This window comes from Streptomyces lienomycini, assembly GCF_027947595.1.
In the GTDB taxonomy this organism is placed as follows: Bacteria; Actinomycetota; Actinomycetes; order Streptomycetales; family Streptomycetaceae; genus Streptomyces; species Streptomyces lienomycini.
Map to the genome: position 1 here is coordinate 1,118,960 of NZ_CP116257.1, position 25,443 is coordinate 1,144,402.

Consider the following 25,443-nt stretch of genomic DNA (forward strand, 5'->3'; position numbering starts at 1 on the left):
TCAGGGCCCTGCGTGCGGCTCCGTCGCAGGTCAGGATCAGTCACCACGTCGCTGAGCCGTCGGCGTCGTGCCCCGGTTCAGAGGCAGATCACGATCTTCCCGCGTGGGCGGCCGCGCTCGGCGTGGGCGTGGGCGTCGGCGATTCGCCGCAGGGGGTAGGACTGGTCGACGCGGGGTGTGTAGCGGCCCTGTCGGCCCAGTTCCGCGGCCGTGGACAGGAGGGTGGAGTCGTTCTCCGCGTTGACCACGTGGGTGCCCAGGCGCTGCCCGGCCGCGTGGTCGGCGACCGTTGCGACACGCGACGGGTCGCCGGTGATCGCGACGAGGTCGTCCAGGGATCCGGAGGCCGCGGTGTCGAGTGCGAGGTCGACGCCGTGCGGAGCGAGGGCGGAGAGGCGCTGTCGGAGGCCGGGGCCGTAGGGGGTGGGAACGGCGCCGAGGGAGGTGAGGAACTCGTGGTTGCCTTCGCGGGCTGTCCCGATCACCGTGGCGCCCCCTGCCACCGCGATCTCGACCGCCGCACTGCCCACGCCCCCGGCGGCACCCTCCACCAGAAGGGTGCGTCCCGCGAGGGGGCCGAGGGCGTTCAGGCCGCGCATCGCGGTCACGGACGCGAGACCGGCACCCGCGGCCTGCTCGTCGCTCCACGCGTCGGGGGCCTGGGCCCAGGCCGAGAGGACGGCCAGCTCCGCGGTCGCGCCGCTGACGCCGCCCAGTCCGAAGACGCGGTCGCCGATGCTCGTGCCCCGCACTCCGTCACCGACTTCGTCGACCGTTCCGGCGGCGTCGCGCCCGGGAATGGCCGGCAGCTCCAGGGGGATCAGCCGGTGCAGAGCGCCGGCGCGCAGCTTCCAGTCGATGGGATTGACACTGGCCGCCGCGACGCGGACACGGATCTCACCAGGCCCCGGGCGAGGGGCGCGGGCCTGCTCGATCACCAGCTTCTCCGCTCCGCCGTACTCGTGGAACCGGGCTGCACGCATCATGTTCTGCCTCATCTCTGCATGGGTGGATGGATGTGTGGGATGTGTGTGGGGGCGATCGACGTCCGTCGCTGTGCGACCGGCGGTTCCGCGCGTCGCCGGAATCCGGAATACCGCCCGTCGCGTCGATGCTGCCGAAGGTATCCATGAGGTCGGTATCCGACTGGATACCAAGACCGGAGACGGAAGACGGAAGACGGGAGTCCCTCGATGACGCAACGGCCACCACTGCCGGCCGACTTGTTCGACGAGCTGTGCCCGTCCTCCCTGCTGCCGTTCCGTTTCGGTGACAAGTGGGCGCCCATGGTCCTGCGCTGCCTGGACGGCGGCCCGCGCAGGTACTCCGAACTCCGCGTGCCGCTGGGCCGGGTCACCCCGAAGGTGCTCACCCGGTCGCTCCGCGGCCTGGAGCGGGACGGGTTCGTGTCACGCACGGTGTACGCCGACCCGAAAGCGCGCGTGGAGTACGCGCTGACACCGCTGGGCCGCAGCATGCTGGAGCCGCTGGCCGCCGCGTGCCGGTGGGCGACCGAGCACTGGGACGAACTGCTCGACGCCCGCGACGCCCGCGACGCCCGCGACGCCAGCGACGTCAGCGACGCTTCTCCGCCCCCGCCCCGCCCGGCATCGGGGTCAGCCGCGGGGTAGCACGCCCAGCAGGGTCGAGGTCACGGCCAGCTTCAGGGAATCCTTCAGCTCCAGGTGGAAGCGGGCCAGGTCGGGCTCGGCCCGGTAGGCCGCGCGCAGGCTGGGCGGGGGTGTGCTGTACGCCGACAGCGCGCCGGCCATGGCCATGGTCTGCAGGCTGAACAGCGTCGCGTTCTCGCCCAGTTCCGGCAGGTACTTCCGGAGCAGGGCCGTCATGGTCGACAGGCGGTCCAGGGAAGCGCGTTTGTAGCGTGCCACGACCTCGACGGAGACGTTGTGCTCCAGCACGCCGCCCTGTGCGCCGAAGAGGTCGCACAGCACCACTCGGTCGGAGAGCGAGCGGCTGAGGACCTCGGCCACCGCCGTCGCCCGCTCGGCCATGGGCGGCTCATCGTCGACGCCGGCGGCCAACTCGTCCGCCAGGTCCGTCAGCCACTCCCGCAGGAAGCGGTCCAGCAGTTCCAGCAGCACCGCCTCGCGGGACTCGAAGTAGCGCAGCACGTTCGGCTTCGCCAGTCCTACCCGACGGCTGAGCTCGTTCAGGGTGACCGCGGCCACGGGCATCTCGTCGAGCATCGCCGACGCCATGTCGAGGATCGCCCGCCGACGGATCTCCCGCTGCTCCTCGGTGCGCGCCCGCTGGAAAGTCACGCTCACCACCCTAACTTGGGTACCGACGGTACGTTGACAACGTACCGGGAGTACTTTAGCGTCGGCGACACAAGATACCTCCGGTACTTAACGAGTGGGGAGCCCGGCATGGGTGACAAGTGGACGACGGCGAACATCCCGGACCAGCGCGGACGGGTGGCTGTGGTGACCGGGGCCAACACCGGGCTGGGGTACGAGACCGCCAAGGCGCTCGCCGAGCGCGGGGCCTCCGTGGTGCTCGCCGTGCGCGACGTGGAGAAGGGCGAGCGGGCCGCGGCCCGCATGACCGGCGACGTGAGCGTGCAGGCGCTGGACCTGACCTCGCTCGACTCCGTCCGGACCGCGGCGGCGGGACTGCGGTCCCGGCTCGACCGGATCGACCTGCTGATCAACAACGCCGGCGTGATGTACACCCCGAAGCAGACCACCCGCGACGGCTTCGAGATGCAGTTCGGCACCAACCACCTCGGCCACTTCGCGCTCACCGGGCTGCTGCTCGACCTGATGCTGCCGGTGCCCGGCTCGCGCGTCGTGACGGTCAGCAGCACCGGACACCGCATCCGGGCCGCGATCCACTTCGACGACCTGCAGTGGGAGCGGTCCTACGGCCGGGCCGCCGCCTACGGCCAGTCCAAGCTGGCCAACCTCATGTTCACCTACGAGCTGCAGCGCCGGCTCGCCACGCACGGCACCACCGTCGCGGTGGCCGCGCACCCCGGCATGTCCCACACCGAACTGGCCCGCAACACCCCGGCGGCCTTCCGTCTTCCCCTCACCTGGCTCGCGCCCCTGATCACCCAGACACCGGCGATGGGCGCGCTGCCGACCCTGCGCGCGGCCGTCGACCCCGCCGTGCTCGGCGGCCAGTACTACGGCCCCGGCGGACGCAACGAGGTCAAGGGCCATCCCCGGCTGGTCACCTCCAGCCCCGACTCCTACGAGGTGGCCGTCCAGCAGCGGCTGTGGGCCGTCTCCGAGGACCTCACCGGGGTGAGGTTCCCTGTCGGCGATTCCAGGCAGGCCCCGCTTTCCCGCAGGTGAGGGGGCGCGTGCCGGCGCGGGGCAGGTCCCTGCCCCCGGGGTGTGCACCGGAGGCGTGCGGAGGCGGTGGCCGGGCCGCGAGGCGAAAACTTGCCGTTTGACAATTATGGGCGTGAGGCAAGAAAGTAGGCGTGTTCATCGAGCATGGGGAAGGATCTGGGATGTCCCGGTGGGCGAAAGCCGCCGCTCCGTGCTCCGGTCACCGACCCCGGTCGAGGCCGCCTCGGAACGTGCCCGGTGATTCAGGCGGTCTGCGCGTCCGACGTGTCGTCGTGCTGTATCTGCGCCGCCGCCGCGTCGCAGAACGCCTCCAGTCCCTCCAGCAGCGCCGTCCGCTTGCCGACGGGCATGAGGTGGAGCACCGCCTGCAGTTCCCGCTCCCGGCGGGCGCGCAGGTCGTCGAGGTAGGCGTGGCCCCGGCTGCTGAGGTGCAGGCGGACCTCGCGCCGGTCGGTGCGGCTCACCTCCCGCTCGATCAGCCCTGCCGCCTGCAACCGGTCGCACAGGCGGCTCGTGGACGGCGGCGTGGAGGCCAGGGAGTCCGCGAGGGTGCGCAGGTTGATGCCCGCGTGGTGCTCGATGATGAACAGGACGCGCAGTTGGGACGCCGAGGCGGGTGCGGTGGAGGCCCGGCCCCACAGCACTTCCAGCAGCTCCGCGGCCGTGGAGGTCACGCGGGCGGCCTCCTCGGGTTCTGGCCGGGGGCGGATGGAAGTCACAGTCACACTCTCGCAGGCACGGGGTTGTCCGTCAGCGTACTAGGCGGGCCCGTCGGCTCAGGGCGCTCGGGCGGACGGCGGCGCTGACGCGAACGGTTTCGTCCGGGTACGTCGGAACCGTACAAGGAACCCTTCAGTAAAGGACCGGTGTTCTCATCACTGCGAACAGATTCATGGCCGCTGAGCGTGCCCTGCGCTCAGCGGCCCCGCACGAGTTGCTCGACGCCGTCCGCCGTGTGCTGGTGGACGGGTACGCGGCGCACTCCGTCGAGCTCTTCATGGCCGACTACGGCCTCACGGTGCTCCAGCCCGTCGCCGAACTGCCGCACACGTGGGACTCCGTGTCGGTGTACAACAGCCCGGCCGGGCGGGCGTTCGGGGCGCAGGAACCGTTCGTGGAGACCACGCCCGGCGCCCGTACGGCCCGGGTCCACCTGCCGGTCTCCGTACGGGGCGACCGGCTGGGCGTGCTGTCCGTGACACTGCCTCGGGAGAGCGGCGAGAGCGGCGAGAGCGACCGGGTGGCCGAGCTGGCCGACATCGCGGAGGTGCTCGGGCACGAGGTGATCGTGGCGGAGCGGGACACCGATCTCTACCTCCAGGCACGGCGCCGGGACCGGCTCACCCTGGCCGCCGAGATGCAGTGGCAGCTGCTGCCCGGCCGGTCCTGCGCCCGGCCGGAGTACGAGCTGGGTGCCCAACTGGAGCCCGCGTACGACATCTTCGGCGACAACTTCGACTGGTCGGCGACGGCCGACCGGCTCCTGCTGTACGCCACCAACGGCATGGGCGAGGGCATAGAGGCGGCGCTGCTGACCAACCTCGCGATCAACGCCCTGCGCAACGCACGGCGGGCCGGCATCCCCCTCGCGGACCAGGCCGCGCTGGCCGACCAGGCGCTGTACGCCCACTACGCGGGGCGCTGCTACCTCTCCGTCCTCATGCTCGACTTCGACCTGTCCACCGGTCTGGTCCAGGTGGTCGACGCGGGGTCGCCGCAGATACTGCGCCTGCGGGGCGGCACGGTCGAACGGATCGGGCTCGACGCCCAGTTGCCCCTCGGCATGTTCGAGGAGACCGACTACGTGACCCAGGAGTTCGCGGTCGAGGCCGGAGACCGGCTGGTCCTCGTCAGCGACGGGGTGTACGCGGTGGCCTCGCCCGGCGGCGAGGCGTACGGGGAGGCCGCGCTGGCCCGGGCCATCCTGTCGACGCGGCTGCTTCCGGCCGCCGAGGTGCCGCGCGCGATCCTGCGCGAGCTGGCCGACCACCGGGGCGGCCCCGTTCCGGACGACGACGCTCTCGTGATGTGCCTGGACTGGCGGGGCCGCTGACCGGCCCACCAGCCGTTCGGACCGGGACACTGCGCGGTCCTGGACCTCCGGCCGAGGGCCCGCACCGTCAGCGACGGTGCGGGAGGCGGACGACCTGGACGAAGAAGTCGTCGATCTGGCGGACGGCGGCGATGAACTGGTCCAGGTCGACGGGCTTGGTGACGTAGGCGTTGGCGTGCAGTTTGTAGCTGCGCAGGATGTCCTCCTCCGCGGCCGAGGTGGTCAGGACCACGACGGGGATGTGCGCGAGCTCCTCCTCGTTCTTGATCCTCTCCAGGACCTGGCGCCCGTCGTACTTGGGCAGGTTCAGGTCCAGCAGGATCAGATCGGGCCGGGGCGCCTCGGCGTGGACGCCCCGGCGGTAGAGGAAGTCGAGGGCTTCCTCACCGTCGCGGACGACGTGGAGGGTGTTGCCGATCTTGTTGTCCTCGAACGCCTCCCGGGTCATCAACTCGTCGCCGGGGTCGTCCTCGACGAGCAGGACGTCGATGGGCTGCGCGGGGCTCCTCATCACGGGGAGGTTCCTTCCAGGAGAGGGGCGGGGGCGGGTGCGGGCTCGTCCGCGTCGGGCGGCGCGGGCAGGGTGAAGCAGAAGCGGGTGCCGCCGGTGTAGTCGGTGTCGATCCAGATCCGGCCGCCGTGGTGTTCGGTGATCTTCTTGCACAGGGCCAGGCCGATTCCCGTTCCGGTGTACGCTTCACGGCCGTGCAGGCGCTGGAAGATGACGAAGACCTTCTCGGTGAACTCCGCCGGGATGCCGATGCCGTTGTCACTGACGCACAGCTGCCAGGCCGGCCCGTCCGCCCCGTCGGGAGCCTCGTCGCAGGTGATGCGGATCTCGGCGGGGTGATCGGGCCGGCGGAACTTGACGGCGTTGCCGATGAGGTTCTGCCACAGCATCACGATCAGGGTGGGGTCGCCGGTGATCTCGGGCAGCTTCGCGGGGCGCTCGATACGCGCACCGGCGTCCTCCACGGCGCCGGCGAGGTTGGCCAGCGCCTTGTCCAGGGCGGTGCCGAGGGGCACGGGCACATGGGCGTCGTTGAGGCGTCCGACCCGGGAGAAGGTGAGCAGGTCGTTGATGAGGACCTGCATGCGCTTGGCTCCGTCGACCGCGAAGTCGATGTACTGGATGCCGCGCTCGTCCAGCTTGTCGCCGTAGCGCCGCTCCAGCAACTGGCAGAAGGACGCCACCTTGCGCAGCGGCTCCTGGAGGTCGTGGGAGGCGACGTAGGCGAACTGTTCCAGTTCGGCGTTGGACCGGCGCAGTTCCTCGGCCTGCGCGTCCAGGTCGGCGGCCTGCTCGACCAGTCGCTGCCGTGCCGCCTGCGAGGCGTCGAGGGCGGCGACGATGCGCCGTCGCATGTCCTCCACGTCCTCGGCGACCGAGCGCACGTCCGACGGGCCGTGCGCCGCGATGCGCTGGTCGAAGTCGCCGTCCGCGACCTGGCGGGAGGCCGAGCGGAGACGGGCCAGTGGCCGCGCCACCAGAACACGTATCAGGGCGGCCATGAGCGCACCCGCGAGCAGGAGGGCGGCCACCAGCACCGACAGCACCCAGTTGCGCTGGGTGCGCACGCTGACCAGCTCGGCGTGCCCGGCGTCCCGGGCCTGGGCGAGGTGCTGGTTCTGCGTCGCCAGCAGGGTCCGGATGTGGTCGAAGGCTTCCTTGCCGCGTCCGGCGGCCCGGCTGTCGGCGGGGCGGGGATCGCCCGGTGTCACACCGGCCACCAGCGGGTCGGCGTAGGCGCGACGCCACGACACCGCGGCTTGCTGGATCGCCCGCACGTCGTCGAGGAGTTCCCCGCGATCCGCGAGCAGCCGGCGCAGCCGCGCGGCCGAGTCCGACTCGTCCTTCCTGCCCGTCGTGTAGGGGGTGAGGAACTGCCGGTCGGCGGTGATGGCGTAACCGCGCGCGCCGGTCTCCTGGTTCACCAGCGACGTCTGCAGCCGGTACGCCTCGGCGCGGGCCGGCTGTATCCGGTCGAGCATCTGGTCCGTGACCTGTGCGGTGCGGTTCAGCAGATGCGCGCCCACCGCGGTGCCGGCCACCACCATGACGGCCATGAGGGCGAGCACCAGGAGGAACCAGCCCTGCACGGTGAGGGCACGCCCGCGGCCACGTCGGGCCCGCGGCGGAGTGGGTGCTGTGGTCATCGGTCCTCGGTCGCTTCCCGTCCTCGGGTCAGGTGCACCACGGCGACGTCGTCGAGCAGGCCCCCGTCCCCTTCCGCCAGTGCCTCGGCCCTGCCGATGAGCGCGTCGACGAACGCCTCCGGGCGCAGCGTCCCCGCCTCCCGGGCCAGCCGCAGCAGGCCGTCCTCGCCGAGCCGTTCGTTGCCCTCGCCGATCCGGCCCTCGAACAGGCCGTCGGTGAACAGCACCAGCCCCGCCCCGGCCGGAAGCCGGAGTTCGTGGGCCGGCCAGGCGAACTCGCCGGGCGGCAGGATCCCCAGGGCGGGCCCGCCGGGCACCTCCAGCCGCTCCACCCGTGAGCCGGACCGCACCAGCAGCCCGGGGTGTCCCGCGCGGGTCACGCCGACGGTCTCCCCGTCCGGGGACATGGACACCACCGTCAAGGTCGCGAAGACCTCCACCCCGGACCGCTCGGCGCTCAGGATCTCCTCCAGCATGCGCAGTTGCCGTGCCGCGCCCGCACCACTGAGCACCAGGGTGCGCCAGGCGATCCGCAGCGCCACCCCCAGGGCCGCCTCGTCCGGGCCATGGCCCGAGACGTCGCCGATCAGCGCCTGCACCGTGCCGTCCGCCGACTGCACCACGTCGTAGAAGTCACCGCCCAGCAGCGCGTGCGCGCGCCCCGGGCGGTACCGCGCCACCACCTCCACCCGGCAGTCGGGCCGCAGCAGCGGAGTCGGCAGCAGGCCGCGCTCCAGCCGGGAGTTCTCCTGGGCCCGCATCTGGCTCGCCTGCAAGGCCACCGCGGCCTGCTCGGCCTGCTTGCGCTGGATCGCGTAGCGCACCGCCCGGCCGAACAGCTCGGGCTCCACCCGGCCCTTGACCAGGTAGTCCTGCGCGCCGGCCGCCACCGCCGCCAGCCCCGTCTGCTCCTCCGCCAGGCCCGTCAGGACCACGACCGCGACCCCGTCGGCCGCCCGGAGCACCCGCTCCAGCGCCGCGAGTCCCTGCGCGTCGGGCAGGTGGAGGTCCAGCAGTACGCAGTCCGGCCGCCCGTTCGCCAGCTCCGTCTGAGCCTCGCCGAGCGAACGCGCCCAGGTCAGCCGCATGCCCGGCGTGCTGTCCGCGACCAGTTCCTCGACCAGCATCGCGTCGGCGGCGTCGTCCTCGACGAGCAGCACCGCCGGCTCCTGCCACGCCCACACCGCCCCGTCCCCCGCCAGTTCACCCGCAGAGGGTGCCCACTGCGGCGGAACGACGGCGGTCCCACGTCCCCTCGAAAGCATCGGCCCCATCCCTCCCGTCCCTCCCCGGTCCCATCCCTCTGCGCGCGATACTCATTGTCATACGACAACCAACGAAGGATAGACCAACGACAGGTCGTGATCCCCGCCTGATCCCGGTCAGCCGATGTGACGTGTGACGGATGTGAGGTGTGCGGCAGTCGCCGTCACCGGCGGGCGGTCGACCGCGTCGCGCAGTTGCGAGCGGGCGGTGACGCCCAGCTTGGGGAAGACCCGGTAGAGGTGGGAGCCGACCGTGCGCGGGGAGAGGAACAGCCGCTCCCCGATCTCACGGTTCGTCAGGCCGCGGGCCGCGAGCCGGACGATCTGCTGCTGCTGGGGGCTGAGTTCGGTGAGCGCCCGGGGCGTGGCACTGGTCGCCTCGACGCCGGCGGCCCGCAGTTCCGCCCGGGTGCGTTCGATCCACGGTCGGGCGCCGAGCCGCCGGAACGTGTCGAGTGCTCCGGTCAGCAGCGGGCGGGCCTCCGCTATGCGACGCCGCCGGCGCAGCCACTCTCCGTAGTCCAGGCGGGTCTGTGCCCGCTCGAAGGGCCACTGCTCGCCCGCGTCGTCCGCCAGCGCCGCCCGGAAGTGCCGTTCGGCGTGCTCCGGGTCGGCGAGCAGGGCGCGGCCCCGTTCGACCAGGAGGGCGACGCGTGCCGACATGCCGGTGCCCAGGTGCCGCACCGACCGCTCCAGCAGTTCCGCGGCGGGTTCGCGCTGTCCCCGGCGGACGGCCGCCGCGGCGAGATCGGCCAGGACGGTGGGGGAGACGTGGTAGTGGACCGGGTCGCCGTCCTCGGTGAAGGCGGAGCGGAAGTGGGCGTACGCGGTGTCGTAGTCGCCCTCGGCCACCGCCGCCAGCCCCAGGGCACGGCGGGCGAAGACCGCGACGGAGCGGCTCTCCAGCGGATCGACGAGGGCCAGGGCCCGCTCGGCCTCCCCGCGCGCGGCGGCCGGCTCACCGAGCAACGCCACCACGGCCGCGTCGAGCGCCCGCGCACACGCCTCGGCGTGGTCCAGCCCGGCCTGCGAGGCCACCACCGCGATCTCGGCGGCCACCGAGCGGGCCTCGGCCCAGCGGCCCTGCTCCAGGTAGGCCCAGCCGGCGGCGCAGCCCAGCCCGGCCGGCAGCGGGCCGTGGGCCTGCCAGCGGCCGAACGCCTCGTCGAAGGTCCTGGCGGCGAGGGTGGTCTGGTCGAGGAGCCAGGCCACGATGGCGAGCGCGGTCAGAGCCCGGGCGTCGTCCCCGGCCTCGGCGATCAGCTCCGGCAGCGCCGGAACGAGGGACGCACCCGCGCCGGCGGGGTCGGAGACGGCCCGTACCCAGGCGCGCAGCGCACCGCCCGCGGCGGAGTCCGGCAGGTCGGGGAGCAGGGCCTCGATCCGCTGCCGCTGGGACTCCTCGCCCGAGTAGTAGCGGACCACCGCCGCGGCGGCCAGCGCGTCCAGCAGGCGGGGCGACCGGTCGTCCGCCGCCTCGTCGGCGATGCGCGCCAGCAGCGCGAAGGCGGCCGTGTGGTGCGGGCCCAGGGTCATGAGCTGCCCCGTCGCCAGCGCGGCCCGGCTGGTCAGCGCCGGGTCGTCGGTGCGCTTGCGTACCTCACCGGCCAGGTGCTTGACCCAGCCGAGCTGGCCGGTGAAGACGGCCATGTCCGCGGCGTCGGCCAGCAGCCGTGCCTGGTCCGCGCGGCGCGGGCTGAGTTCCGAGGCGCGCTCCAGCGCGGCCGCGGCGGCCGCGTGTCCGCCCCGGCGCCGGGCCCGGCCGGCGGTCTCCAGGAGGACCGCCGCCACCTGCTCGTCGGGCCGCACGGTCGCGGCGGCGAGGTGCCAGGCGCGGCGGTCGGGCTCCTCGCCCAGCAACCGGGCGAGAGCGAGATGCGCGTGCCTGCGTTCCTCGAAGGACGCGGCGTGGTAGACCGCCGAGCGCACGAGCGGGTGGCGGAACGCGATCCCGGCGGTGTCCTGCCGGACGAGACCGGCCCGTTCGGCGGGCACCCACAGCGTGTCGTCCGCCTCGGGCAGACCCCGGGCGGCCGCCGGGGCGTCCACCGCGTCGGCGGCGGCGAGCATCAGCAGGGCGCGGCGGGTGGCTTCCGGCAGCTGCCCCACGTGCCGGGCGAAGATCCCCACCAGCCGGTCGGTGACGGGCAGCGGCCCCTCCACCGCGCTGCCCACCGGCGTGCTGCTCGCGGCGGCGCGGGCCAGCTCGACCAGGGCCAGCGGATTGCCCGCCGCCTCCTGCAGGATCCGGACCCGGGTGCGGCCGGTGGGCCGCTCCGGCTGCGCGTCGAGCAATCGGTTCGCCGCGTCCCCGCTCAACGGGCCGACCTCCAGGCGCGCGTACCCCTTGTCGAAGCCGGGCAGTACGGCCGCGGCGCGCACGCCCACCAGCAGCGTCACGGGCTCGCTGTCCATGCGCCGGGCCAGGAAGGAGAGGACGTCCAGCGACGCGCGGTCGATCCACTGGGCGTCGTCCACCACCACGAGCAGCGGTGCCGGTTCCGCCAGGTCCGACACCAGTGTCAGCACCGCCAGGCCGACGAGCATGGGATCGGGGGTCTCGGCGTGTTCGGCCAGCCCCAGGGCGGTCCGGAGCGCGGCCCGCTGCCGGGCCGGCAGGCCGTCCAGGTCGCCGAGCACCGGGCGGAGCAGCTGGTGCAGACCGGCGAAGGCGAGGTGCGCCTCGGACTCGCCGCCGACCGCTCGCAGCACCCGGTGACCGGCATCGCGGGTCCGCCTCACGGCGAGGTCGAGCAGGACGCTCTTGCCGGCCCCGGGGTCGCCCTCGACGACCAGCACCGCGCTGTGGGACCGGCCGGCGGCGACGCGCCTCATGATGTCCGCGGTCTCGGTCTCCCGGCCCACCACGGCCGAACCGGGATCGCCGGCCGGGCTTCGGTCCGCCCGAGCGCGTTCACCATGCTTCACGGATGCTCCAGGAACGGGAATGTCCCCGGCGGCAACGCGGCGGTGCGCGGCCGTATTCCTGATTCGGGTGCCCCCGGGCCGCCCACCCGCAGCTCACAGCCGCACACGGGTGCAGTCACATGACGCATACCGCGCCCCGACACCCCCGACGCACCATGGCGGAACAGGGCCGCCGGGAACAGCGCTCAGCCGCCTCACGCCGCCCGCGTCCGCGGCCTGAACCACGCGGCCCGAACCACGCGGCCCGACCCCGCGCACCCCGCACCGACCGTGCGGAACCGATCGAACTGGAGCAAACCGTGGACACCATCACCCTGGGCGACGTCACCGTGACCCGAGTCCGGGAGTACTACGGCCCCGTCGACCTGACGGCCGAGGCGTTCGTCCCGGACAGCCCGGCCCAGGCGTGGGACGCGCACCGTTCCTGGCTGGTCCCGGACTTCCTGGACGCCGAGACCCGGATCGTCAACTCGGCGATCCAGACCTGGGTCCTGCGCAGCGAGGGCAGGACCATCCTGGTCGACACCGGCGTCGGCAACCACAAGGACCGGCCGTACGCGCCGGTGTGGAACCGCCTGGACACCGACTTCCTGGGCAACCTCGCCCGCGCCGGGGTCCGCCCCGAGGACGTCGACATCGTGATCAACACCCACCTGCACGTCGACCACGTCGGCTGGAACACCTACCTCGACGGCCGCACCTGGGTGCCGACGTTCCCCAACGCCACCTACCTCATGGCCAAGGCGGACTTCGACTACTGGAACCCCGCCAACGAGATCAGGACCCTGCTCGGCCGGGGCAACCAGAACGTCTTCGAGGACAGCGTCGCCCCCGTGCACGAGGCCGGTCTCACCCGGCTGTGGGAGGGCAGCCACCGGATCGACCGCAACCTGGTCCTCGACCTCGCCCCGGGCCACACCCCCGGCTCCTCCGTACTGAGGCTGGAGTCCGGCGCCGACCGGGCCCTGTTCGTCGGCGACCTGATGCACAGCCCCATCCAGATCGTCGAGCCCGACGCCAACAGCTGCTTCTGCGAGGACCCCGCCGAAGCCCGCGCCACCCGCCACAAGCTCCTGGGCGCGGCGGTCGACGGCAACGCCCTCGTCTTCCCCGCCCACCTCGGCGGCCACGGCGCCGCCGAGGTCGTCCGCGAGGGCGGCAAGTTCGCCGTCAAGGGCTGGGCGCCCTTCGCCAAGTACGCCACGTACACCGAGTCGGCCTGAAGTCCGCGGAAGGACACGAGAGATGAATCACCACCCCGGTCCCGTCGTCACCACCGCGCAGGGCGCCGTCCGCGGCCTGCGCCGGGACGGCACCCTCACCTTCCTGAACATCCCGTACGCCGCTCCGCCCCGCGGCGCCGCCCGGTTCGCCCCGCCGCGGCCGCACGAACCGTGGGACGGCGTACGGGACGCCACCGTGCCGGGACCCAACGCGCCCCAGTCCGAACGCAGGCTCGGCGACGTCGACATGACCCCCTACTTCGGCACCGGCTGGAGCCGCGGCGAGGACTACCTCACCGTCAACGTCTTCACGCCCGCCGCCGACGGTGGCGGACTGCCGGTCATGGTGTTCGTCCACGGCGGCGGCTTCGTCGCCGGATCGACGCGCTCCGCCCTGTACGACGGCTCCGCGTTCGCCCGTGACGGCGTCGTCCTCGTCACCCTCAACTACCGGCTCGGCATCGCCGGGTTCCTCGACATCCCCGGGGCGCCCGCCAACCGCGGCCTGCTCGACGTCGTCGCCGCGCTGCGCTGGGTGCGGGAGAACGTCTCCGCCTTCGGCGGCGACCCGCACCACGTCACCCTCTTCGGTCAGTCCGCCGGGGCGACCACCGTCGGCGGGGTCCTCGCCACCCCCGAGGCCGCCGGACTGTTCCGCCGGGCGATCGTGCAGAGCGGCAGCGGCCTGGGCGCGTTCACACCCGAACAGGCCGCCCGCGTCACCGAGGCCGCGGCCGGGGCCCTGGGCATCGAGCCCCACGTCGACGCGTTCGCCGACCTCCCCGACGAACGGCTCGTCGAGGCGGCGTCCCGGCTCGCGGGCATCGACCTGCGGACCGAGACCCACACCGACCCGCTGATCGGCCTCAGCCCCTTCAGCCTGGTGCTCGCCACCCAGCCCGCCGCGGCCGTCGCCGCGGGTCTCGCCGCCGACGTCGACCTGCTCGTCGGCACCAACACCGAGGAGGGCAACCTCTACCTGGTCCCGGTGGGCGCGTACGCCACCTCGACCGCCGCCGACGTCGACGAGGCCGCCGCCCGCGCGCATCCCGACCCGGCGCTGCTCGTCGAGGCCTACCGCACCTCCCGCCCCGAGGCGTCCTTCGCGGAACTGCGCTCCGCCGTCATGGCCGACGCCCTGTTCGGCGCGGGCAGCCGCGCGCTGGCCGACGCCCATGCCGCCCACCCCGGATCCGCCACCCACGCCTACGAGTTCGCCTGGCGCTCCCACGCCCTGGACGGCGACCTCGGCGCCACCCACGCGGTCGAACTTCCCTTCGTCTTCGACCTCGCGGACCGGCCCGAACTCAACGGCCCCCACGCCCTGCTCGGCCCCGACCGGGCGCCCGCGGACCTCGCCACCCGCGTCCACGAGACCTGGATCCGGTTCGCCCGGACCGGCGACCCCGGCTGGGACCCGTACGACACCGACCGCCGGGCCACCATGCGCATCGACGCCGAGTGGACCCAGGTCGACGACCCCCGCGGCCGGGAACGACAGGTCTGGAGCTGACCCTCCACCATGTGCTTCGCCTGCACGCCCCTCCCGCCCGACACCACCGCGAGGAACACCATGACCAGAACCGTCGTCGCCACGGACGAGGCCCCCGCCCCGCCCGCCCCGCTCTCCCAGGGCATCCGCAAGGGCCCCGTCCTCCAGGTCTCCGGGCAGCTCCCGTTCCACCCGGACACGGGCGACATCGTCGGCACCACGGTCGCCGAGCAGACCGCGCAGGTACTGCGCAACGTCACCGCCGTCCTGAAGGCGGGCGGAGCCGGCCTCGCGGACGTCGTGATGCTGCGCGTCCACCTCACCGACCCCGCCCACCTGCCGGAACTGAACGAGGCGTACGCGGCGGCCGTCGGCGAACCCTTCCCCGCCCGCACCACCGTGTACATGCGGCTCCCGCCGGGGGTACTCGTCGAGATCGACGCCCTGGCCGTACTGGACGACTGACCCCGCTCCGGCGGTACGCCGACGGCGGCGCGGATCAGTCGTGGGGGCAGGGTCCGGACACGCCCAGGCCCTCGATGGCGATCTCCATGAGCCGGGTGGCGTGCCGCGCGGCGCCGGGGGCGTGCTCGGCCGCGAGGGACACCGCGTTGGCGAGGGTGAGCAGTTCGAGGACGGTCACGTCGTCGCGGACGGTTCCGTCCTCCTGGGCGCGGGCCAGGAGGACGGAACCGGCGTCCGTCAGCAACTGCTCGCACCTCGAATCCTGCGCGCCCGACGCGGCCGTGCCCGTCGCCTGCAGCAGGGAACGGGCGGCACCGCGCGTGGAGGCGCCGAAGACCGCCAGGGACATCAGCCACTTCGCCAGAGCGGTCGCGGGCGGGTACGCGCCCGCCAGCGACCGGGCCTCGTCGCACAGCCGCGCCACGCGCTCCTGGAAGACGGCCTGGAGCAGGCCCCACCGGGACGGGAAGTGGCGGTGCAGGGTGGCGGAGCCGACTCCGGCCCTCCGGGCGATCTCCTCCAGGGAGGCGTCCGCTCCGCGCCGGGAGACTTCCGCGGCGGCGGCCTCCAGGATCCGGTCGTAGTTGCGACGTGCGTCCGCGCGCTTGGGCGGGCCGTGGTTCTCCCTGCTCACGCTCCTGGTCTCCTTCCTCGCCACTGAAAACGGGGTGCCGCCCCATTCTCGCACCGACCGCGGGCGACCTCGTTTGACACGAAGTGGGGGGCGCCCCCATATTTTAAACGGAGGGGCACCCCGTTTTAGGAGAGGCAAAGGCATGCGTGCCGTACAGTTCGACCGTTTCGGACCGCCCGAGGTCCTGCGGGTCCATGACATTCCCACGCCCCGGCCGGGGCCGGGAGAAGTGCTCGTCGAGGTGCGCGCCGCCAGCGTGGACGCCGGCGAGACGGCCTTCAGAGCGGGCAAGATGCGCCGGGTGACGCGCACCCGCTTCCCCCGCGGCCTGGGCAGCGACTTCGCCGGCCGGGTCGCGGCCGTCGGCAGCGGCGTGAGCGCCTGGAACGTCGGCGACGCGGTGTGGGGACTCACGCCGCACCTCGTCTTCGGGGCCGTCGCCGAGTACGTCGCCGTGCCCGAGCGGCGGCTCGCCCGCGCTCCCGAGAACCTGAGCCTGCTCGAGGCCGCCGCCCTCCCCGTGGCGGGCACCACCGCGATGACCGCCCTGACCGACAAGGCGCGGCTCCAGCCGGGGGAGCGGCTCCTGGTCCGCGGCGCCACCGGTGGCGTCGGCAGCGTCGCCGTGCAGTGGGGCAAGGCGCTCGGCGCCCACGTCACCGCCCTGGCCGGCGCCCGCAACCTCGACTGGATCACCCGGCTCGGGGCGGACGACGCCCTGGACTACCGCACGACCCGGCCCGCGGCCCTCGGCCGGTTCGACGTGATCGTCGACGTCGTCGGCACCGACCTGGGCGCCTATCAGGCGCGGCTGGCCCCCAAGGGGCGTCTGGTCGCCCTCTCCTTCGACGCGGACCGCGTCGTGTCCTCCATGCTCGACACCGCCCTGCGGGCCGCCGCCGCCCCCCGGCGCGTCAAGATGTTCAGCAACAACCCGTCGGCCGACCGGATCGCCGAGCTCACCCGGGCCGCGGAGGCGGGGACGATCCGGCCCGTGATCGACACGGTCTTCCCCCTGCACGACATCGCGGCGGCCCATGCCCGGCTCGAGGCCGGCGGCGTGCGCGGCAAACACGTCATCGACATGCGGGCGCTCCCCGAGGACCTGCCGACGCCGTGAGGAACCCCCCGCACCCCGGCCGACCCCCGGAGGCCGCCCCCCGGCTCGCACCGGGTGCCGCACCAGCGCGCACAGCGACTCCTCGAAGCCGGTGCACCCCTCCGCTCACCCGGGTCAGCGTCCCGTCGCACCGTCGAGCAGTTCGCGCAGGACGTCCGCGTGCCCGGCGTGGCGGCCGGTCTCCTCGATCATGTGGGTGAGGGCCCAGCGGACGCTGGGCGCGGGACGGCCCGGTCGCGGCCGGGGGACCGGTTCGCCGAGGTCGGCGCACGTGTCGAGGACCCGGTTCGCGCGCTCGACGGCCTCCCGGTAGCGGGCGACGACATCGGCCACGCCGTCCTGCGGCGCGGCCCGGAACGTCGCCGGCCAGTCCCGCACCTCCTCACCGAGGAAGAGCGCCCGCTCGACGTGGGTCAGGTGGTTGAGGAGCCCGAGCAGGTTCGTGCCGGACGGCACCGCGGCCGTACGGACTCCGGGTTCGGGGGCGCCGTCGACCTTGGCCGCGACCGAGGTGCGGAGGTAGTCGAGGAACCCGCGCAGGGTCTCGGTCTCGCTGCCCGCGGTCCGGGGCGGCGGGGTGTCACGGCGGTGTGCGCCGGTGGGCATGGTGACCTCCTGGTGGGGCGGGGGCGCCGCCGTGGGGCGGTGGGGCTGTTGTGCGGTGGCGCTGTTGCGCGTGCGGGAAGCGTGGGGGCGTACGGCCCGTCAGCCCGCGCGGCGCACGAGCAGGACGTGGTCGACGACCTCCGCGGTGCGCCCGTCCGGGCCGGTCGCGGTCCGACGCGGAGCCTCGGCCCGCTCGACCCGCCACGTCGCCGGGTCCAGGGCGAGGCCCGCCGCGACCTCCCCGGGCGCCGGGTGACGGACGTCGGGGTCCTGGTCCCACGACCACGGCGCGGTCGAGCCGTGGTCGACGACCAGCAGCCGCCCGCCGGGGCGCAGCGCGTGCGCGGCCGACCGCAGGACCGCCGCCCGGTCCAGGTCGAAGGGCGTGTGGAGGTAGTGCGCGCAGACCAGGTCGTACCGGCCCGCGGGGAAGGACGTGCGCAGATCGTGCCGTACGGCGTCGACGAGGTCGCCGAGCCCGTGGGCGCGGGCGTGCGCCGCGAGCCGCTCGGCCGCCACGCCGGAGATGTCCACGGCCGTGACCCGCCAGCCCCGCCGGGCGAGCCACAGCGCGTCGCCGCCGCTGCCGCACCCCAGGTCGAGCGCGTCGCCGGAGGGCAGGCCGGTGACCGTCTCGACGAGGCGGACGTTCGGCCGCGGGGCGTCGGGCGCCGGGCGGGCCGCGTAGACGCCGTCCCAGAACGTGACCGCATCGGTGGCGCTCATCGGAACTCCTTCAGACAGTTCGGTCGCTCGGTCGCGAGCAGCGGATGCGGCCAGTCTTGGCAGCCGCCGCCCGAACCGGCACGAAATCTTGCCGTTGTGGCAAGGTGGCCGGATGGACGCCGGAACGGACGACGTACTCGACGCGGTGGGCCCACGACTGCGCGCCCTGCGCCGCGAACGCGGCATCACCCTCGCCCACCTCTCGGCGGCGACCGGCGTGTCGGAGAGCACCCTGTCCCGGCTGGAGAGCGGACGGCGCAGGGCGACCCTGGAACTCCTGCTGCCCCTCGCCCGGATCTACGACGTCCCCCTGGACGACCTCGTCGGCGCCCCGCGCACGGGCGATCCCCGGATCCACCTGAAGCCGGTCCGGCGGTTCGGGATGGTCTTCGTGCCGCTGTCCCGGCGGCCGGGCGGCACCCAGGCCTTCAAGATGATCATCCCGAGCCGTCCGGCGCCGCTCGAACCGACGCCGCAGACCCACGAGGGCTCCGAGTGGCTCTACGTGCTCGGCGGCCGGCTGCGGCTGCTGGTCGGGGAGCGCGACCTCAGGCTGTCGGCCGGCGAGGCGGCCGAGTTCGACACGTCCCTGCCGCACTGGCTGGGCAGCGCCGACGGCGGCGCGGTCGAACTGCTCGTCCTCTTCGGCCTGCAGGGCGTGCGGGCGCACGTGTCCTGAAGATCCTCGCCGCCGGCGGCTCGCCCCGCCTGCCGCTTACCGGGCGGACCGCGCTTACGATGCGCGAGGCCGCACCCGTCGCCGCACCACCACCTCGAACAGGAGCCGGTACCCGTGTCGATACCGCCACCGCCGGGACCCCAAGGGCCGTACCCCCAGGGCCCGTACGCTCCGCAGTGGGGCCACCCCCTCGCGCCGTACCCCCGGCAGGCACCCGTCAACGGGCTGGCCATCGCCGCGTTCGTGCTCGGTGTCCTGTGCTTCGTGCCCGCGGTCGGACTCGTGCTGGGGCTGATCGCGCTGGCCCGGATCCGCAAGCGGGGCGAGCGGGGCAAGGGGTTCGCGGTGGCCGGCTGCGTGCTGTCCTCCGTGGGGCTGGCGCTGTGGGCGCTGACCCTCTCCACGGGCGCCGCCGCCGACTTCTGGGACGGCTTCCGCGACGCCGCGCGCGGCGAGGGCACCGCCTACTCCCTCGAGAAGGGCCAGTGCTTCACCACCCCCGACGGCTCCCTCCAGGGGGTGACGTACGACGTCGACGAGGTGCCCTGCGAACGGCGGCACGACGGCGAGGTGTTCGCCTCCTTCGAGCTGCCCCGCGGTTCCTACCCCGGCGACGAGGGCATCACGCGGGTCGCCGACGACCGGTGCTACGCCCTCCAGGACGCCTACGCGATGGACCGGTGGGCGCTGCCTGCCGACGTCGACGTCTACTACCTGACCCCGACCTCCGCGAGCTGGCGGGCCGGTGACCGGGAGGTCACCTGCCTGTTCGGGAACACGGACGAGCGGGGCACGCTGACCGGCTCGCTGCGCAACGACGGCGCGCGGCTCGACCCGGACCAGCACACGTACCTGCTGGCGGAGGGCCATCTGAACCGGGCCATGGACGAGGTGCCCGAGGCGGAGGCCGTCGAGGACGACCTCGCGGGCTACCGGATCTGGGCCGGGCGGGTGACCCAGGCGCTCGGGGAGGAGATCGCGACGCTGGACGGGCACGGCTGGCCGGCCGGTGCCGAGCGCCCGGTCGCCGAGCTGACCGACGACCTGGAGGCCGCCCGCGCGCAGTGGGGCCTGGCGGCGAAGGCCGCCGACGCCGACGCGTACTACGAGCACTACGGCAAGGGCTACGACCTCCTCGTCGCCGACACCACGGTCACCGCCCGCAAGGCTCTGGGGCTGGCGGACACCCGGCCGGACTACGAGGACGGCGACGGCGGCGACGGCGGCGCTGACGCCGGCGGGGGAGAAGTCCCCGGCCTGGAGGTGTGACGGCGCCCATAGCGGGGAGAAAGTGCCTGCGTAAAGCCCTCGGGCCCCGCAAGTCATCACTTCGAGTGATTCTTTGGCCTTTGCTTGCCTGGTACAACCTACGGTTGCCACGCTGTTGCTGTCTGTACAACCTGATGGGAGCGGCCAGTGACATTCGGTGAGCAGCCGGCGTATCTGCGTGTCGCGGGTGATCTCCGTAAGAAGATCGCCGACGGCCTGCTGCCGCCTCATACCCGCCTTCCGTCCCAGGCCCGGATCCGCGAGGAGTACGGCGTCTCGGACACCGTCGCCCTGGAGGCCCGCAAGGTGCTGATGGCCGAGGGCCTGGTCGAGGGGCGCTCCGGTTCCGGCACCTATGTGCGCGAGCGGCCCGTCCCCAAGCGCGTCGCCCGCTCCGGGTACCGGCCGGCCGGCGGCGCCACGCCCTTCCGGCAGGAGCAGGCCGACGGCGACGGGCGCGGCACCTGGGAGTCGCGCAGTGAGCAGGCCGAGGCGAGCGGCGCCGTGGCCGAGCGGCTCGGGATCAAGCCCGGGGACCGCGTGATGTGCACGCGGTACGTCTTCCGGGAGGCGGGCGAGGCCGTCATGCTCTCCACCTCCTGGGAGCCGCTGGACCTCACCGGCCGCACGCCGGTGATGCTGCCCGAGGAGGGGCCGCTCGGCGGCATGGGCGTCGTCGAGCGGATGGCCGCCATCGACGTCGTCGTCGACAACGTCACCGAGGAGGTCGGCGCCCGCCCCGGCCTCGCCGAGGAGCTGCTCGCCCTCGGCGGCGTGCCCGGACACGTGGTCGTGGTCATCCAGCGCACGTTCTACGCCTCGGGCCGCGCGGTCGAGACGGCCGACGTGGTCGTCCCGGCCGACCGGTACCGGGTGGCGTACCACCTCCCCGTCAGGTAGACCGCCGAGCGGCGGCTCAAGTAACGGCGCGGCCGGGGGAGTTCGTCCGGCCCTCCGCGGTGTGAGATGGCGCACGCCTGTCGTGCGCCCCCCGCGCCTCCCTCCCTCGCCCGCACACCCGTCCGGGCCGGTGCCGTCGTCCGTGCGGCGCCGCGATCCGGCCGTTCCCGCAGGTCGTCTCCCTCGGCCCCGCCATGCCTGTGACCGGAGGCATCGGTGCGCGAAGAGGGCGCGTTCCGCACCGTGCGCCCCCTGCGTTCTGGCTGGTTGCGTACCTCTTTGTGCAAACTCGTATTCGCTCCGTGAAGGTTGGGCGTAGGCTCGGGCATATGCGGATTGCGGTTTCCTTGGCGGGCGGGGCGCGGCCTGTGCCGCGGGCGGGAAGTGGAGGGGCGCGATGAACGACAGCACGGTCACTCTTCCCTGGCTGGTCTTCCGGCAGGACGACAACGGCAACCGCTACCGCGTGGGCAGGTACGCGACCCGGGCCGAGGCCCAGGAGATCGCGGACACCCTCGACGGTCGCGGACACAAGCAGCTCTACTGGATCGTGAAACTGGGCCCGAGCGGAACCGCGACGGGCTGAGCGTCCGGCCGCGTAGGCTCCGGCGCATGACGCAACGGATCGTGGTGGGCGCCGCCCTGATCGACGGAGGGCGCCTGCTCGCCGCGCGCCGCAGCGCGCCGGCCGAACTGGCCGGCCGGTGGGAGCTGCCGGGCGGCAAGGTCGAGGCGGGCGAGAGCCCCGAGGCGGCCCTCGTACGGGAACTGCGCGAGGAACTCGGGGTGACGGCCGAGCCGGGTGAGCGCGTGGCGGGGCAGTGGCCGCTGAGGCCGCCGTTCGTCCTGCACGTGTGGACCGCGCGCCTGCTCCCCGGCTCCGCCGCTCCGCTGCCCCTGGAGGACCACGACGACCTGCGCTGGCTGACCCCGGCCCAGATCTGGGACGTGCCCTGGCTCGACCAGGACGTGCCCGCCGTGGAGCGGGCCCTCGCCCACCTCGGACGCGCGACGGGCGACGGGCGTCGGGCGACGAGTGGCGGGACGGATGACGGTACCGGGCCCGGATAAGGGGTATGTGCCCATTAACCCCACGAAAACGGGCAAGGGTGGGGGTCGTCGGCCGGGGAAGTGATCGGCGTGATCGGCAGCGAGGGCGGCTGCGCGGAGTGGGTGTTCCCCGCCGCGCCGGACGCCGTGCGGACCGCCCGCTCCCTGGTCCGCCGCACCCTGGACGAGTGGCGGCTCGCCCACGTCGGGGACATCGCCGCCCTGCTGGTCAGCGAGCTGGTCACCAACGCCCTGCGGCACGCCACCGGCCCCATCGGCGTCCGCCTGGTGTGCCCCCGCGACGGCGCCGACGGAGTCCTGCTGGTGGAGGTGTCCGACCCGCTGCCGGACCTGCCCCGCGAACGCGTCGCCCACCCCGACGACGAGGACGGCCGGGGTCTGCGGTTGGTGGCGTCCGTCGCGAGCCGCTGGGGCACCCGGCCCGGCGAGGCGGGCAAAACGGTGTGGTTCGAACTGGCGGTGCCCCGATAGTGCGACCGCGAGGTGACGCACCGTGGCCAACCGCCCGAAATGTACCGGTATTTACCGGGGTCTCGACGGTCATCCGGTCCAGCCCGGCGGCAGTTGTCGAACTGGGTGATTCGATGCCGTGTCCGCTGGTTAGAAGACTGGAAGTGTTGTCACGGTCCGGACCGAAAACCATCGGGACCGTGCTGTGATCGTGAACACCGTGTCGTGCGGCGCCGTAGTGCTGGATACTGCGGGCAGCCGCCTCCGGTGACCGGTGCCGGACGCGGTGAGCTGGAGGGGACGGTTCGCGTGAGCGAGATACCAGCGAGGGCCACGGAGTCCACGGAGTCCGAGGGCCCGTCGGCAGGCGTGCCACTCGGTGACGCGGTGTGGCAGAGCAGCCCGCCCGGCTCCATCTACGACTACGTCAAGGTCGCCTCCTTCTCCATCGGCCCCGACGGGCTCGTCGACCAGTGGAGCCTGCGTGCGGAGCAGCTGCTCGGCATCCGGGCCGAACACGCCGTGGGCACCGACCCCATCGAGGCCTTCGTCGATCCCGACCTGCGCGAGCGCGGCCAGCGCAAGATGGCCGAGATCCTCGACGGCCGGGAGTGGACCGGCGTGGTCCCCTTCCGGGCGCCGGGCGACGGCACCGGACCGGGCGACGGCACCGGACCGCCGCGGCGCGACCGCGGGCGCCGCGGGCTCGCCGAGGTGTACGTCATGCCGACGCGCACCGAGGACGGGGAGAAGGCCGCCGTCTGCATCGTCGTCGACGTCCGCGTCCTGCGCAGCATCGAGACCGACCTCGCCGCCTCGCAGGCCATATTCGGCCAGTCTCCGTTCGGCTTCCTGCTGATCGACCCCGACCTGACGGTGCGTCGCGCCAACCAGCGGTTCGCCGCCACCTTCGGCGGCACACCCGACGACCACCGGGGCAAGGGCGTCCACGACTACCTGCCGCGCGCCGAGGCCGACCGGGTCTCCGCCACCCTGCGCCGGGTGCTGGAGACCGGCGACTCCATCACGGACATGCACGTCACGGGCTTCGCGCCGGGCTCGGAGGAACGCCGCCACTGGTCCGTCAACCTCTACCGCGTGCACAGCGGTTCGGGCCGGCCCATCGGCGTCGCCTGGCTCGGCACCGACATCACCGCCCGCCGTGAGGCCGCCCGCGAGGCCGCCGCCGCCCGCCGCAACCTCGCCCTGCTCAACGACGCCGGCGCCCGCATCGGCAACTCCCTCGACCTGGAGACCACCGCCCGCGAACTCCTCGGCGTCGTCGTCCCCGGCTTCTGCGACCTGGCCACCGTCGACCTCTACCAGGGCCTGCTGGTGGGCGACGAGACCCCGCCCGGCCTCGCCGACGGCAGCGCGGAACTGCGCCGCGTCGCCTTCTCCACCGCCGTGTCCGACGCCCCGTACCTCGGCACCGGGGAGCGCGTCAAGCTCGGCGCGGTCCACCACTACCCGTTCAACTCGCCCTGCGCGGACGCCCTGCGCACCGCCCGCCCGCGCAGCGTCCCCGCCGAGGACGGCGGCCTCGTCCAGTCCACGCTCGCCGTGCCGATGGTCGCCCACGACACGGTCGTCGGACTCGCCCAGTTCGCCCGCACCAAGGGCAGCGAGCCGTTCGGCGACCGCGACCGCGACCTCGCCGTGGAACTGGCCGCGCGCGCCGCCGTCTGCATCGACAACGCCCGCCTCTACCGGCGCGAACACGAACGCGCGCTGATCCTGCAACGCTCCCTGCTCCCGCCCGGCGACCCGGAGGCCTCCGGCCTCGACATCGCCTGCCGCTACCTGCCGGGCGAGGCGGCCACCGGACGGGCCAGCGAGGTCGGCGGCGACTGGTTCGACGTCATCGAGCTCCCCGGGCACCGCACCGCCCTGGTCGTCGGCGACGTCATGGGCCGCGGGCTGCGCGCCGCCGTCGCGATGGGCGAACTGCGCACCGCCGTACGCACCCTGGCCCAGCTCGACCTCGAACCGGCCGAGGTGCTCGGCCACCTGGACGAGATCGCCCGCGGCCTCGGGACGCCGGGAGGCGTCCAGCAGGCGACCCGCGCCGCCCGCCGCCCCCGCGAGGCCGACCTCTCCGAGGTCTACCTGGCGACCTGCGTGTACGCCGTCTACGACTCGGTGACCAGGCGCTGCACCTTCGCCAACGCGGGCCATCTGCCGCCCGTCCTGGTCGAGCCCGGCGAGGCCGCGCTGATGCTGGACGTACCGCCGGGCCTGCCGCTCGGTGTCGGCGGGGAACCCTTCGAGGAGGTGGAGGTCGAACTGCCCGAGGGTGCCCTGCTCGCCCTCTACACCGACGGACTGGTCGAGAGCCGCGACCATCCCCTCGACGAGGGGCTCCAGGCCTTCGTGGGCGCCCTCACCGACCCCACCCAGCCGCTCGAGGACGTCTGCGACCAGGTCCTCAACACCCTGGACAGCCACCACGGCGAGGACGACATCGCCCTGCTCTTGGCCCGTGTCCAGGGCCTGCCCAGCGACAGCGTGGGCGACTGGACCCTGCCCCGCGAGCCGCGCAGCGTCGGCCGGGCCCGCGAGCTGGCCCGCGCCCGGCTGCTCGACTGGGACATGGAGCCGCTGGTCGACACCACGGAACTGCTCGTCAGCGAACTCGTCACCAACGCGCTCCGGTACGGCGAGGGCGAGATCAGGCTCCGCCTGCTGCTCGACCGGACCCTGGTCTGCGAGGTCTGGGACTCCGGCCTGGTCCAGCCCCGCCGGCGCCGTGCCCGCGACACCGACGAGGGCGGCCGCGGCCTGCAACTGGTCGGCCTGCTCAGCGCGGCCTGGGGCTCCCGCCGTACCCCGCGCGGCAAGACGGTCTGGTTCGAACTGCCCCTGCCGGGCGCCGACACCCAGCTCACCGACCCGGCGGAGGCCCTGCTGAGCCTGTTCTGACCCGGCCCGGTGTCGTCCGGGTCCGGGCCCTGCGCACCCGGCGTACGCGGCCGTACCCGGCCAGCAGCAGTGCCGCCCCGGCCGTGACCAGCGGCGGCACCAGATCCGCGTAGATCACGGCGACGCACCCCTGACCGCAACCGGAACACCGGTTCGAGTC

General features: G+C 73.6%; 24 protein-coding genes. 14 read left to right on the plus strand and 10 right to left on the minus strand.

What is annotated here, in order from left to right; all coding sequences use genetic code 11:
- Nucleotides 1–77 precede the first annotated feature (77 nt).
- The gene (locus BJ961_RS05355) at nt 78–983 is read right to left on the minus strand and encodes an NADP-dependent oxidoreductase (RefSeq protein WP_271416970.1); all 906 of its coding nucleotides are present in this window, start codon (nt 981–983) and stop codon (nt 78–80) included.
- 210 nt (nt 984–1,193) lie between these two features.
- Here BJ961_RS05355 and BJ961_RS05360 point away from each other — a divergent pair, with 210 nt between their 5' ends.
- Nucleotides 1,194–1,631, plus strand: coding sequence for a winged helix-turn-helix transcriptional regulator (locus tag BJ961_RS05360; RefSeq protein WP_271320154.1), 438 nt, complete (start codon nt 1,194–1,196; stop codon nt 1,629–1,631).
- Here the strand turns inward: BJ961_RS05360 and BJ961_RS05365 are convergent.
- Nucleotides 1,617–2,282 (minus strand): TetR/AcrR family transcriptional regulator, encoded by a 666-nt coding sequence (locus BJ961_RS05365; protein ID WP_271320155.1) that lies wholly within the window; start codon nt 2,280–2,282, stop codon nt 1,617–1,619. The genes BJ961_RS05360 and BJ961_RS05365 overlap by 15 nt on opposite strands.
- Nucleotides 2,283–2,390: 108 nt before the next feature.
- On the opposite strand from BJ961_RS05365, the gene BJ961_RS05370 reads away from it, so the two are divergent.
- Entirely contained in the window at nt 2,391–3,323 is a 933-nt protein-coding gene (locus BJ961_RS05370) for an SDR family NAD(P)-dependent oxidoreductase (protein WP_271320156.1), read from the plus strand.
- A 242-nt stretch (nt 3,324–3,565) separates the two neighbouring features.
- On the opposite strand, the gene BJ961_RS05375 is transcribed toward BJ961_RS05370, so the two are convergent.
- A complete protein-coding gene (locus tag BJ961_RS05375) occupies nt 3,566–4,048 on the minus strand; it encodes a MarR family transcriptional regulator (RefSeq protein WP_271320157.1) in 483 nt (160 codons plus the stop codon).
- A gap of 167 nt (nt 4,049–4,215) precedes the next feature.
- On the opposite strand from BJ961_RS05375, the gene BJ961_RS05380 reads away from it, so the two are divergent.
- Entirely contained in the window at nt 4,216–5,376 is a 1,161-nt protein-coding gene (locus tag BJ961_RS05380) for a PP2C family protein-serine/threonine phosphatase (protein ID WP_271320158.1), read from the plus strand.
- Nucleotides 5,377–5,443: 67 nt separating this feature from the next.
- Here the strand turns inward: BJ961_RS05380 and BJ961_RS05385 are convergent, their stop codons facing one another.
- The 4 genes from BJ961_RS05385 to BJ961_RS05400 all read right to left on the minus strand — a co-directional run bounded on the left by BJ961_RS05385 (nt 5,444) and on the right by BJ961_RS05400 (nt 11,726).
- Nucleotides 5,444–5,887, minus strand: coding sequence for a response regulator (locus BJ961_RS05385; RefSeq protein ID WP_271320159.1), 444 nt, complete (start codon nt 5,885–5,887; stop codon nt 5,444–5,446).
- Nucleotides 5,887–7,533, minus strand: coding sequence for a sensor histidine kinase (locus tag BJ961_RS05390; protein ID WP_271320160.1), 1,647 nt, complete (start codon nt 7,531–7,533; stop codon nt 5,887–5,889). The genes BJ961_RS05385 and BJ961_RS05390 overlap by 1 nt, the downstream gene beginning before the upstream one ends.
- On the minus strand, nt 7,530–8,798 hold the full coding sequence (locus BJ961_RS05395) for a PP2C family protein-serine/threonine phosphatase (protein ID WP_425584695.1): 1,269 nt from the start codon (nt 8,796–8,798) through the stop codon (nt 7,530–7,532). The genes BJ961_RS05390 and BJ961_RS05395 overlap by 4 nt, the downstream gene beginning before the upstream one ends.
- Nucleotides 8,799–8,915: 117 nt before the next feature.
- Nucleotides 8,916–11,726 carry an AAA family ATPase gene (locus tag BJ961_RS05400; RefSeq protein ID WP_271320162.1) on the minus strand — a complete coding sequence of 937 codons (2,811 nt, stop codon included), beginning with the start codon at nt 11,724–11,726 and terminating at the stop codon, nt 8,916–8,918.
- A gap of 299 nt (nt 11,727–12,025) precedes the next feature.
- Here BJ961_RS05400 and BJ961_RS05405 point away from each other — a divergent pair, with 299 nt between their 5' ends.
- From BJ961_RS05405 to BJ961_RS05415, 3 genes are read left to right on the plus strand one after another with little or no spacing between them, the layout of a single operon-like run.
- Nucleotides 12,026–12,949, plus strand: coding sequence for an MBL fold metallo-hydrolase (locus BJ961_RS05405; RefSeq protein ID WP_271320163.1), 924 nt, complete (start codon nt 12,026–12,028; stop codon nt 12,947–12,949).
- Between the two features lie 22 nt (nt 12,950–12,971).
- The gene (locus BJ961_RS05410; RefSeq protein WP_271320164.1) at nt 12,972–14,462 is read left to right on the plus strand and encodes a carboxylesterase/lipase family protein; all 1,491 of its coding nucleotides are present in this window, start codon (nt 12,972–12,974) and stop codon (nt 14,460–14,462) included.
- A gap of 60 nt (nt 14,463–14,522) precedes the next feature.
- Nucleotides 14,523–14,906 (plus strand): RidA family protein, encoded by a 384-nt coding sequence (locus BJ961_RS05415; RefSeq protein WP_271320165.1) that lies wholly within the window; start codon nt 14,523–14,525, stop codon nt 14,904–14,906.
- 34 nt (nt 14,907–14,940) lie between these two features.
- On the opposite strand, the gene BJ961_RS05420 is transcribed toward BJ961_RS05415, so the two are convergent.
- Nucleotides 14,941–15,540, minus strand: coding sequence for a TetR/AcrR family transcriptional regulator (locus BJ961_RS05420; RefSeq protein WP_271320166.1), 600 nt, complete (start codon nt 15,538–15,540; stop codon nt 14,941–14,943).
- Between the two features lie 142 nt (nt 15,541–15,682).
- On the opposite strand from BJ961_RS05420, the gene BJ961_RS05425 reads away from it, so the two are divergent.
- Nucleotides 15,683–16,660 (plus strand): NAD(P)-dependent alcohol dehydrogenase, encoded by a 978-nt coding sequence (locus BJ961_RS05425; protein ID WP_271320167.1) that lies wholly within the window; start codon nt 15,683–15,685, stop codon nt 16,658–16,660.
- Nucleotides 16,661–16,774: 114 nt separating this feature from the next.
- Here the strand turns inward: BJ961_RS05425 and BJ961_RS05430 are convergent, their stop codons facing one another.
- Together BJ961_RS05430 and BJ961_RS05435 are read right to left on the minus strand one after the other, a co-directional pair.
- Nucleotides 16,775–17,266 (minus strand): DinB family protein, encoded by a 492-nt coding sequence (locus tag BJ961_RS05430; protein ID WP_271320168.1) that lies wholly within the window; start codon nt 17,264–17,266, stop codon nt 16,775–16,777.
- A 99-nt stretch (nt 17,267–17,365) separates the two neighbouring features.
- Nucleotides 17,366–17,992: a class I SAM-dependent methyltransferase gene (locus BJ961_RS05435; protein WP_271320169.1), complete on the minus strand. Its 627-nt coding sequence runs from the start codon at nt 17,990–17,992 to the stop codon at nt 17,366–17,368.
- A 112-nt stretch (nt 17,993–18,104) separates the two neighbouring features.
- Here BJ961_RS05435 and BJ961_RS05440 point away from each other — a divergent pair, with 112 nt between their 5' ends.
- The 7 genes from BJ961_RS05440 to BJ961_RS05470 all read left to right on the plus strand — a co-directional run bounded on the left by BJ961_RS05440 (nt 18,105) and on the right by BJ961_RS05470 (nt 25,283).
- Nucleotides 18,105–18,671: a helix-turn-helix domain-containing protein gene (locus BJ961_RS05440; protein WP_271320170.1), complete on the plus strand. Its 567-nt coding sequence runs from the start codon at nt 18,105–18,107 to the stop codon at nt 18,669–18,671.
- A gap of 114 nt (nt 18,672–18,785) precedes the next feature.
- Nucleotides 18,786–19,940 carry a DUF4190 domain-containing protein gene (locus BJ961_RS05445; protein ID WP_271320171.1) on the plus strand — a complete coding sequence of 385 codons (1,155 nt, stop codon included), beginning with the start codon at nt 18,786–18,788 and terminating at the stop codon, nt 19,938–19,940.
- Nucleotides 19,941–20,087: 147 nt separating this feature from the next.
- Nucleotides 20,088–20,840 carry a GntR family transcriptional regulator gene (locus tag BJ961_RS05450; protein ID WP_271320172.1) on the plus strand — a complete coding sequence of 251 codons (753 nt, stop codon included), beginning with the start codon at nt 20,088–20,090 and terminating at the stop codon, nt 20,838–20,840.
- 397 nt (nt 20,841–21,237) lie between these two features.
- Nucleotides 21,238–21,426, plus strand: a complete 189-nt coding sequence (locus tag BJ961_RS05455; RefSeq protein ID WP_271320173.1) for an SPOR domain-containing protein — start codon at nt 21,238–21,240, stop codon at nt 21,424–21,426.
- Between the two features lie 26 nt (nt 21,427–21,452).
- Nucleotides 21,453–21,911 (plus strand): (deoxy)nucleoside triphosphate pyrophosphohydrolase, encoded by a 459-nt coding sequence (locus BJ961_RS05460; RefSeq protein WP_271320174.1) that lies wholly within the window; start codon nt 21,453–21,455, stop codon nt 21,909–21,911.
- Between the two features lie 60 nt (nt 21,912–21,971).
- The gene (locus tag BJ961_RS05465) at nt 21,972–22,382 is read left to right on the plus strand and encodes an ATP-binding protein (protein ID WP_271320175.1); all 411 of its coding nucleotides are present in this window, start codon (nt 21,972–21,974) and stop codon (nt 22,380–22,382) included.
- A gap of 288 nt (nt 22,383–22,670) precedes the next feature.
- Entirely contained in the window at nt 22,671–25,283 is a 2,613-nt protein-coding gene (locus BJ961_RS05470) for a SpoIIE family protein phosphatase (RefSeq protein ID WP_271320176.1), read from the plus strand.
- Nucleotides 25,284–25,443: the final 160 nt, after the last annotated feature.